We start from the raw sequence: 8,380 nt of genomic DNA, 5'->3' as shown, positions 1-8,380 counted from the left end.
ATTTGTACTGTCTGCGGCTTCGTTGCCTTGTCCTGATTTTTGTTAATCCACTATAAAAAATATTTCCCTCAAGCAATGCGGCGGCACCAATACCTGATTAAAACACAACCGGCGTTTTCGGCATATATGCAAAAACGCATTTTCCGGCACGGCGTTACACCGATACCGAAAAATGCGTCTGAATGTTTCGACAATCCGATTAAAGCATTATGCCAAATCTGCAAAAAGTGGCGTAGAGAGATAGCGTTCGCCATAAGAAGGCAGCAGCACGACTATCAGCTTGCCTTCGTTTTCAGGCTGTTTGGCAAGCTGCAACGCGCTCCAAACCGCCGCACCGGAAGAAATACCCACCAAAATGCCTTCTTTTTCCGCCATTGCGCGGGCGGTTTCAAACGCCGCTTCGTTCGGGACTTTGGCGATGCTGTCGTAGATTTTGGTATTCAAAACAGTCGGGATAAAACCGGCGCCGATGCCTTGAATCGGGTGCGGGCCTTTTTCGCCGCCGCTCAATACGGGGGAAGCCTCAGGCTCGACGGCAACCACTTTAACTTCGGGTTTGTATTTTTTCAATACTTCGCCCACGCCGGTAATCGTACCGCCTGTGCCGACACCGGCAACGAAGACATCGACTTTGCCGTCCGTATCCCGCCAAATTTCCTCGGCGGTTGTTTTGCGGTGGACTTCTGGGTTTGCCTCATTGTCGAACTGGCGCGGCATAAAATAAGTGTCGGGATGCGCGTCCACCAAGGATTGCGCTTTGGCAATCGCGCCCGCCATACCTTCGGCGGCGGGGGTCAGAATCAGCTCCGCGCCAAACGCGCGCAACAGCATTTTGCGCTCTTTGCTCATGCTTTCCGGCATGGTAATCGCCAGTTTGTAGCCGCGTGCCGCACATACCATTGCCAAACCGATACCCGTATTGCCGCTGGTTGCCTCAACAATCACGGTGTTTTTGTTGATTTTGCCCGCTTTTTCGGCGGCCTCAATCATTGCTTCGGCAATGCGGTCTTTGACGCTGCTGCCCGGATTGAAAAATTCCAGCTTCACGGCAACTTCCGCCTTCAGTCCTTCGGTCAGGCGGTTCAATTTGACCAAGGGGGTGTTGCCGATCAATTCGGTGATGCTGTTTGCAATTTTCATCTTCTGCTCCTGAATAATAAGGTTTCGACAGTAAGGCGCAATCCCCATCGGCATCCTGTCCGATTGCAGGGGATTTGCGCCGAACCATAAACAAATTTCGGATATGGCTTCATCCTAAACCTATGCCGCCTAAAAAACCAATACCCAAAATTTCTTTCTTTATAACTTTTTGTTCCGATACAGACGGCATCACAATCATCTGCCGATTTCGGCAAGCAGCATCGCCGTTACCGCAACCTGCATCAACATCGCCGCCAACACGCCGAGTCGCAGCTGTGAACCGCCGAACGTTGACGGCGGCTGCCGGTCTATACCGCAGCGGTGGACATAGGCAACCGCCATCAGTACAAACTGCAACACGAACCAATAAACCGGCTTCAGCGCATAAAGTTTAAGCAATGCCGAAAATACGAACACTTGTGCCGTTCCCGAAAAGCAATAATGCACCAACGCACATGTTCCGACAAAAGCGAGCGTCATCGATACATTACTGACGGCAAAAAGCCCGAGCAGCGGATGTTCGGGGGCTGCCTGCCATCCGTTTCCATCTGTTTTCCGGTTCCAATGCCCGATGAAAAAAAATATGCTGCCCAAAGTCAGGTAAAAATGGGGGATGAACAAGGGCGCGGCGCGGGTCATTCCCCATATGCCAGGCATCAGCTTTGCTCCCAAAACCGATATGCCGAGCCACAAAGCAATACTCGCCCAAAACCATTGCAACATTCCTGCGCGGAATATCAGAAACAGAAAAACCGCCGCATACAGTAAGGCAGACAAAAAATCCAAATGCAGCAAAATCATGAATACGCCAACTCGCCTTCAAACACCGTTTCCGCAGGGCCGGTCATCATCACATCGCCGCCGCAGGCCCATTCAATATATAAAGTTCCGCCCGGCAAAATCACCTCTACCGTTTTCCCTTCATCCAACAGCCCCAGACGGATACCCGCCACCACAGCCGCACACGCGCCCGTACCGCAAGCTTGGGTTTCGCCCACACCGCGCTCGAACACACGCAAACGAATCGCGGTTCGGCTGACAATCTGCATAAAGCCGACGTTGACGCGTTCGGGAAATTGCCTGTGCGGTTCGATAAGCGGACCGGTTTCGCGCACCGGCGCGCATTCTACGTCATCGACCACAATCACCGCATGGGGGTTGCCCATATTGACGCAGCTGACAGGCTGAATGCCGGATTCGAGATGCACCCCGTAAATACAGGCATCATCCCCCTCGCCCGATTCGGGGACAAACGGTATTTCAGACGGCATAAACTTCGGTTTGCCCATATTGACCGTAACCATGCCGTTATCGGACAATTTCGGAAAAATAATGCCTTTGGCCGTTTCAACACAAATTTCTTTCTTATCGGTCAAACCCTTGTCTGCAACAAAACGGGCAAAACAACGCGCTCCGTTGCCGCATTGCTCGACCTCGCTACCGTCGGCATTGAAAATACGGTAACGGAAATCCACACCTTCGGTTTCCGAACGCCCGACCACCAAAAGCTGGTCGAACCCGATGCCGCGGAAACGGTCAGCCCATGCCGCAATCGGTGCATGCTCAGGGGTAAAATCCTGACTGACCGCGTCAATCACCATAAAATCGTTGCCCAAACCGTGCATTTTGGTAAATTTCAACGTGTTCATATTATTCTGAAAACCCGTATTGTCTGTTGCTTCCGAATTCCGAAATCCCCGTGCCGAAGAGAAATGCTTCCATCTCCCGCCGTCGGGAGATTAAAATAAGTCATTATACTGTTTGTTACCCATTACAATAAACACCATGTTCCGCATATTACTGTTGCTTTTCCCTTGTGCAATCCTTGCTGCCTGCACCCGAAACATACCGGCAAACCCGGCCGTTTCAAATTGCGCGCATCTTCAAAACCGCACCGTCCTGTATTTCGACGCACACGGCAAACCCGCCGACAGCGCAGTAAAGGGCGGATTTTACAGGACTGTCGAAATTCATGACACAAACCGCATCCTTATTCAAGACTTTAACAGCACGGGGAATGCCCTCACCAAACCCTATTGGTCGGACTGCCGGAAATTATCCGTTTTCCCCGACAAACATCTGACCATGAGCCGTCCATGAACCACGACATCACTTTCCTCACCCTGTTCCTGCTCGGCTTCTTCGGCGGAACGCACTGCATCGGTATGTGCGGCGGATTAAGCAGCGCGTTTGCGCTCCAACTCCCCCCGCATATCAACCGCTTTTGGCTGATCCTGCTGCTCAACACGGGACGGATAGGCAGCTATACGGCAATCGGCCTGATGCTCGGATTAATCGGACAGGTCGGCGTTTCACTCGACCAAACCCGCGTCCTGCAAAATATTTTATACACCGCCGCCAACCTCCTGCTGCTCTTTTTAGGCTTATACTTGAGCGGTATTTCTTCTTTGGCGGCAAAAATCGAGAAAATCGGCAAACCGATATGGCGGAACCTGAACCCGATACTCAACCGGCTGTTACCCATAAAATCCATACCCGCCTGCCTTGCTGTCGGAATATTATGGGGCTGGCTGCCGTGCGGACTGGTTTACAGCGCATCGCTTTACGCGCTGGGAAGCGGTAGTGCGGCAACGGGCGGGTTATATATGCTTGCCTTTGCACTGGGTACGCTGCCCAATCTTTTGGCAATCGGCATTTTTTCCCTACAACTGAAAAAAATCCTGCAAAACCGATATATCCGCCTGTGTACAGGATTATCCGTATCATTATGGGCATTATGGAAGCTTGCCGTCCTGTGGCTGTAACACTCATTAATTCCCGATACCCGTAAAAAATGCCGTCTGAAACCAGTTCAGACGGCATTTCCATCCCTAAGCATTACTCGGCGGCATTTTCCTCACGGACAGGCGCATCCAGCAGGGCTTTAATAGACAGGCGCACGCGGCCGCGATCGTCCACTTCCAATGCTTTCACGTTCACAACCTGACCGACTTGCAGGTAGTCGCCGACATTGCGTACGCGCTCGTGGGCGATTTGGCTGATGTGTACCAAACCGTCTTTGCCCGGCATCACGCTGACAATCGCGCCGACGTTGTTGTCGAGGATTTTCACCACAGTGCCTTCATACACTTTGCCCACTTCCACTTCGGCAGTAATCTGCTCGATGCGTTTTTTCGCCGCATCGCCGGCTTCTTGAGTGGTCGCGGCAATGGTAATCGTACCGTCTTCGGCAATATTGATTTCCGTACCGGTTTCAGCGGTAATCGAACGGATGGTTTCGCCGCCCTTGCCGATAACTTCGCGGATTTTGTCTTGGTTGATTTTCATCGTAAACAAACGCGGCGCGTGTGCGGACAACTCTTGCGGGCCCGCAACGGCGGCTTTCATCTGATCCAAGATGTGCAGACGCGCTTCTTTGGCCTGTGCCAAAGCGATTTGCATAATTTCTTTGGTAATGCCTTGGATTTTGATGTCCATTTGCAGCGCGGTAACGCCTTCGGTCGTACCGGCCACTTTAAAGTCCATATCGCCCAAGTGGTCTTCGTCGCCCAAAATGTCGGTCAGGACGGCAAATTTGTTGCCTTCCAGAATCAGACCCATCGCGATACCGGCAACGTGTGCTTTCAAAGGTACGCCGGCAGACAGCAGGCTCAAACAGCCGCCGCAGACGGAAGCCATAGAGGAAGAGCCGTTAGATTCGGTAATTTCGGAGACCACGCGCATGGTGTAGCTGAAATCTTCAGGTTTCGGCAATACGGCCAACAAGGCACGTTTAGCCAAACGGCCGTGACCGATTTCACGGCGTTTCGGCGCGCCCATGCGACCCACTTCGCCGGTAGAGTACGGCGGAAAGTTGTAGTGCAGCATAAAGCGGTCGGTGTATTCGCCGGAAAGCGCGTCGATGATTTGCTCGTCGCGCGAAGTACCCAAAGTCGCTACGGCAAGGGCTTGGGTTTCGCCACGGGTAAACAATGCAGAACCGTGCGTGCGCGGCAATACGCCGGTTTGAATGTTCAGCGGACGGACGGTGCGGGTGTCGCGGCCGTCGATGCGCGGTTGGCCATCCAAAATTTGGCTGCGGACGACATCGGCTTCCAAGTGTTTGAAAATGCCTTTGATTTCGTTGGCTGCCAAAGTGTCGGTTTCTTCGGTAATCAACGCTTCTTTCACGGCACTCCAAGCTTCGTCCAATTTGGCAGAACGCGCTTGTTTTTGACGGATTTTGAATGCTTCTTTAATGGTTTCACCGGCAATTTCGCGTACTTTTGCAACCAATTCTTCATTGGTTTCAGGTGCTTTCCAATCCCAAAGTTCCGGATTGACTTCGTCGGCAAATTCATTGATTGCATTGATGGCAACCTGCATTTGATCGTGGCCGTAAACCACCGCGCCCAGCATCACGTCTTCGGGCAGGATTTTGGCTTCGGATTCCACCATCAACACGGCTTTTGAAGTACCGGCGACCACCAAGTCCAATTGCGATTTCGCCAATTCGGCTTTAGTCGGGTTCAAAACGTACACGCCGTTTACATAACCGACGCGTGCCGCGCCGATCGGGCCGGCAAACGGTACGCCGCTCAACACCAGCGCGGCAGATGCACCCAACATTGCAGGAATATCAGAATCGATTTCAGGATCGACGGACACCACCATCGCTACGATTTGGATGTCGTGGTAGAAACCTTCAGGGAACAGAGGACGAATCGGACGGTCGATCAGACGGCTGGTCAGGATTTCTTTTTCGCTTTGTTTGCCTTCGCGTTTGAAGAAACCGCCGGGGATTTTACCTGCGGCGTAAGTGCGTTCCAAATAATCGACGGTCAGGGGGAAGAAGTCTTGACCTTCTTTCACTTCTTTGTTGGTGGTAACGGCAACCAAAACAACAGTGTCGCCCATAGATACTTTAACGGCAGCGGCGGCTTGGCGGGCGATTTCGCCGGTTTCCAAAGTAACGGTTTGATTACCGTATTGGAAGGTCTTAACGTATTTATTGAACATTATTGTTCCTTTCAAAATACCGCACTGCTAAAACACTAATAATGCACACTAAAATCCGAATGTGCATAGTTAGGGTTTCAGACCGTGCGGCAGGTTGTAAACAAGCTTTCAGACGGCATTTCGGACGCTGAAAGCAACTGCGGATTATAAAGGCAACCATCCTTAAAATCCAGTATTGATACAATAAAAAAGCCGTCTGAAACATATCTCTTTCAGACGGCCTTCAAACTTAAAAATCAATCCTGAGTCAGCAAAGTCAATGCTTCCCGATACTTCTCGACAGTTTTCTGAATCACATCGGCAGGCACTTTCGGCGCAGGGGCTTTTTTGTTCCAACCGCTTTGTTCCAGCCAGTCGCGGACGAATTGTTTGTCAAAAGACGGCGGATTGGTGCCAACTTTGTATTGGTCGGCAGGCCAGAAGCGGCTCGAATCGGGAGTCAATACCTCATCCATCAGCGTCAGCGTACCGTTTTCATCCAAACCGAATTCAAATTTGGTATCGCAAATGATGATGCCGCGCGATTTGGCATATTCCGCCGCTTCGGTGTAAAGCCGAACCGCTTTGTCGCGCACTTTTTCCGCCAATTCTTTGCCGATAATGCGTCCGCATTCTTCAAAACTGATGTTTTCATCGTGATCGCCGACTGCGGCTTTGGTTGAGGGCGTAAAAATCACTTCGGGCAGTTGTTGCGCTTCCCGCATACCTTCGGGCAGCCGAATACCGCAAACCGAGCCGGTTTTTTGATAATCTTTCCAACCGCTGCCTGCCAGATAACCGCGCACAATCGCCTCTACTTTCACCGGAGTGAGTTTTTTAGCCACGACAGCGCGTTTTTCTAAAACTTTGGCTTCGTTTTCAGGCAAAACATCGTAAACCGTATGGCCGGTAAAGTGGTTAGGCATGATATGAGCCAGTTTTTTAAACCAAAAATTGGAAATCTGCGTCAGAATCTCCCCTTTACCCGGAATCGGGTCATCTAAAATTACATCAAATGCAGACAGACGGTCGGAAGCAACCATCAACATTCGTTTATCGTCAATTTCGTACAAATCGCGTACTTTGCCGGAGTAGATTTTCACCAAACTGGTTACACTCATTTCACATTACCCTGAAAATGCCTTAGACAATACCGAAACCACACTCAACAATCGGAATCGGATTACGGTATTTTAGCCGAAATCGTCGTAAAACAATACCTTTTCCACAATAACTGCTCAGAATAATGCCATTACGCCAAGCACCGACAAAATTTTAGCACTATAATATCAATATCAAATCTATAAATACCTTACAAAAGGAAATGCCTCATGAGAATCCTATTGACCGGCTCAAAAAGCCAACTGGCACGCTGCTTGCGCGACCGTCTTCCCGAAGATTGGGAAACCATTGCAACGGATTCCGCATCTTTAGACATTACCGATGCCGATGCCGTCTTCAATATGGTAAAAAATTTCCAACCCGACGCTATTGTCAACACGGCTGCCTATACCGCCGTCGACAAAGCGGAAGGCGATGCGGCAGCGGCATTTGCCGTCAATGCTTCCGCCGTTTACAACCTTGCCTTGGCAGCACATCGCGCCCATGCCCGATTCGTCCACATTTCGACTGACTATGTCTTTGATGGTAAAAGCAAAAAACCTTACCAGGAAAGCGACTTTACCAACCCTGCCAATGTATACGGACAATCCAAAACCGCCGGCGAACTGCTCGCACTGTCTGCCAATCCCGACAGCCTTATCCTGCGGACTTCTTGGTTGTTTAGCGAATACGGGGACAACTTTGTCCGCACGATGCTGAACCTTGCGCGGGAACGTTCCCCGCTGTCCGCCGTCCACAACCAAACCGGCTGCCCGACCTATGCCGGCGACTTGTCCGCCGCTATCATCCGCCTGTTGCAGCAGTCCAATCCCGTTCGCGGCATTTACCACTACGCCGGCGGCAAATCCGTATCTTGGTACGAATTTGCCCAACATATTTTCCAAGCGGCATCGCAACAGCAGACATCCTTCCCCATTCCCGAATTGACTGCCGTTTCAGACAAGGAATATCCGACCGCCGCCCCCAGGCCCGCATACAGCATTTTGGACTGCCGCAAAATCGAAAACGACTTCGGCATCAAACCGTCAGACTGGCAAAAAGCCCTTGCGCAGGTCGTTTCCAAGCTGCTCTGATGCCGCCCGCCTCTCCGTTTCCGCCGTCAAGCACCGCCTTGGCGGTTTTCTTATATAGTGGATTAACAAAAACCAGTACGGCGTTGCCTCGCCTTGCCGTACTATTT

The 8,380-nt window shown here is 51.2% G+C and carries 8 protein-coding genes; 3 read left to right on the top strand and 5 right to left on the bottom strand.

Annotation, left to right across the window (positions count from 1 at the left end):
* Nucleotides 1-207 precede the first annotated feature (207 nt).
* From cysK to dapF, 3 genes are all read right to left on the bottom strand, one after another.
* Nucleotides 208-1,140 (bottom strand): cysteine synthase A, encoded by a 933-nt coding sequence (cysK, locus tag KEM39_RS10190; protein ID WP_042508240.1) that lies wholly within the window; start codon nucleotides 1,138-1,140, stop codon nucleotides 208-210.
* 195 nt (nucleotides 1,141-1,335) lie between these two features.
* Nucleotides 1,336-1,941, bottom strand: a complete 606-nt coding sequence (locus KEM39_RS10185; RefSeq protein ID WP_118997483.1) for a hypothetical protein — start codon at nucleotides 1,939-1,941, stop codon at nucleotides 1,336-1,338.
* A complete protein-coding gene (gene dapF / locus KEM39_RS10180) occupies nucleotides 1,938-2,789 on the bottom strand; it encodes a diaminopimelate epimerase (RefSeq protein ID WP_118997484.1) in 852 nt (283 codons plus the stop codon). The genes KEM39_RS10185 and dapF overlap by 4 nt, the downstream gene beginning before the upstream one ends.
* A gap of 136 nt (nucleotides 2,790-2,925) precedes the next feature.
* On the opposite strand from dapF, the gene KEM39_RS10175 reads away from it, so the two are divergent.
* A complete protein-coding gene (locus tag KEM39_RS10175) occupies nucleotides 2,926-3,240 on the top strand; it encodes a hypothetical protein (RefSeq protein WP_118997485.1) in 315 nt (104 codons plus the stop codon).
* Entirely contained in the window at nucleotides 3,237-3,905 is a 669-nt protein-coding gene (locus tag KEM39_RS10170) for a sulfite exporter TauE/SafE family protein (protein ID WP_003708040.1), read from the top strand. Before KEM39_RS10175 ends, KEM39_RS10170 begins: the two co-directional genes overlap by 4 nt.
* 73 nt (nucleotides 3,906-3,978) lie before the next feature.
* On the opposite strand, the gene pnp is transcribed toward KEM39_RS10170, so the two are convergent.
* Both pnp and KEM39_RS10160 read right to left on the bottom strand, forming a co-directional pair.
* Entirely contained in the window at nucleotides 3,979-6,099 is a 2,121-nt protein-coding gene (pnp, locus tag KEM39_RS10165) for a polyribonucleotide nucleotidyltransferase (protein ID WP_192886318.1), read from the bottom strand.
* Nucleotides 6,100-6,335: 236 nt separating this feature from the next.
* On the bottom strand, nucleotides 6,336-7,199 hold the full coding sequence (locus tag KEM39_RS10160) for a phosphoribosylaminoimidazolesuccinocarboxamide synthase (RefSeq protein WP_118997487.1): 864 nt from the start codon (nucleotides 7,197-7,199) through the stop codon (nucleotides 6,336-6,338).
* A gap of 210 nt (nucleotides 7,200-7,409) precedes the next feature.
* Here KEM39_RS10160 and rfbD point away from each other — a divergent pair, with 210 nt between their 5' ends.
* Nucleotides 7,410-8,273, top strand: a complete 864-nt coding sequence (rfbD, locus tag KEM39_RS10155) for a dTDP-4-dehydrorhamnose reductase (protein WP_153067772.1) — start codon at nucleotides 7,410-7,412, stop codon at nucleotides 8,271-8,273.
* Nucleotides 8,274-8,380: the final 107 nt, after the last annotated feature.

The organism is Neisseria sp. Marseille-Q1983, from assembly GCF_018224585.1.
GTDB classification, from domain to species: Bacteria; Pseudomonadota; Gammaproteobacteria; order Burkholderiales; family Neisseriaceae; genus Neisseria; species Neisseria polysaccharea.
This window is presented reverse-complemented; position numbering and strand designations above follow the sequence as displayed.